At 63.0% G+C, this 1,475-nt stretch carries 2 protein-coding genes; both read left to right on the top strand.

Translation table 11 applies throughout. The annotated features are described in order from the left end of the window. On the top strand, nt 1-354 hold a 354-nt coding region (locus tag J4F42_22390; protein ID MCE2488273.1), incomplete at its 5' end, for a nuclear transport factor 2 family protein. A gap of 139 nt (nt 355-493) precedes the next feature. Continuing rightward, nucleotides 494-1,210, top strand: coding sequence for a hypothetical protein (locus J4F42_22385; GenBank protein MCE2488272.1), 717 nt, complete (start codon nt 494-496; stop codon nt 1,208-1,210). The last annotated feature ends 265 nt before the right edge of the window (nt 1,211-1,475 follow it).

Below are 1,475 nucleotides of genomic sequence, written 5' to 3'. Positions count from 1 at the left end.
GCCGAAATCCAGGCCCTCAACACCGGAGACCTGGCGGCTGCGGTTGACCCGGCCGACGACGACATCGTCCTGTACGGTCTGTACTCGCCGTTTCCGATCGAAGGAAAAGACGCCTTTGAGCAGGCCGTCAAGGAGTATTTCGACAGCCACGACAGCGCGACCCTGCGGCTCGTCTATCCCCAGTATCTGGTCGCCGGAGGGACCGGAGTCGCCTGGGGTCACTACGAGCTGACGACCATACCCACTGACGGAACACAGGAACTCTCCCACGGCCAGTACATGCTGACCTACGCCCGTCCGGCAGAGGAATGGCGCATCATCAGCATGCATTTTGCACCCCTGCCCGACCCATAGCCGCCAGCTCGCAGGCTCTGACCGAGGAGCGAAAGCCTCCCTCATCATCACCTGTTGCTCCTCTGCTTTTTGCTGGAAAAGGGCGGATCGATAGGGTAGGCTTCTCCCAATGCGTCTCCGGTATCTTCACTGGAAGCCCATGCTCGTTGTCATCCTGGCCTGGACGCTTGGTCCGCCCCCGGCGCAGGGGACGGAGCTGGACGCTCTGACAGGCCGGATTGTCGGTGGCACCTCGCTGCTGCTCGCTCACCAACCCGACTTCCGCACCCGCGCGCTCCATGAGGCGGCGCTCCGCTTTCAACAGTCCCGCTATGCCAGTCCAGGCGGGCTGCACAGACAGTATGCCGAATTAACCCAAGCGTTCAGGAATGTCCGCCAGACGCGCGGCTTCGTGCCCGACCCCGAGGTGGACTTCATTCTGGTCCACCTGCAACAAGACATTCGGGCGCTGGACGGAAGACTGACACGCACCCGGCGCTCATTGCCGTCCGTGCCCACCGGGTACTCCCACGGCTTCATTCAAGAGGAGACGTGTCTTGGCGGAAACCCCGTTGGCAAGCGCCCCTGTCCTGCTCCGACCAGGATTCTGAGGTTCCGGCTGCCGCGTGGCGCGGAGCGTGTCACGCACATGGTCGGCGAGTGGCGGGACTACGGACTGAAGGGCGAGTTGGAGGTTCGCATCGACGGTGCCCGCGTGTGGCGCACCGACGTAAAGAAGAAGTGGGACCGCGACAGCAGGGTCTTTAACCATCCCGTCTCGCCCGGGGCGACGATCAGCCTACACAACACGACCGGCGACCCGGTCTGGATTCGCCGCTTCGAGATCAGGTACGACCGGCACGGTCGGCGTAGGTGAGGACTTGCAGCGTGGCGGCTGTGCGGCAGCAAGCGGTCCTTGATGGCAAACCTCGACTTTTCATGCGGTCAGACTCCGACGTGGCCGTCTGAATCGAGCCTGCGCCCGCCGCAAGAGGCCCTGATGTCCAGCCGGTCCTACCGCTCGCCCAAGACCACGGTCAAAGACAGCCCCATTCACGGCCGGGGACTGTTTGCGTCTGAGCCGATCAAAAAAGGTGAAATCGTAGCCATCAAGGGCGGCGCTATCTTCAATCGTCAGACCC

It is taken from the genome of Desulfurellaceae bacterium, assembly GCA_021296095.1.
Lineage (GTDB): Bacteria > Desulfobacterota > Binatia > Bin18 > Bin18 > JAAXHF01.
The sequence above is the reverse complement of the archived record's forward strand: the minus strand, read 5'-3'. Positions and strand labels throughout refer to the sequence as shown.

Excerpts from the sequence above, each read along its gene's own strand:
- J4F42_22385 (MCE2488272.1), top strand. The coding sequence starts at position 494 with ATGCTCGTTGTCATCCTGGCCTGGACGCTTGGTCCGCCCCCGGCGCAG.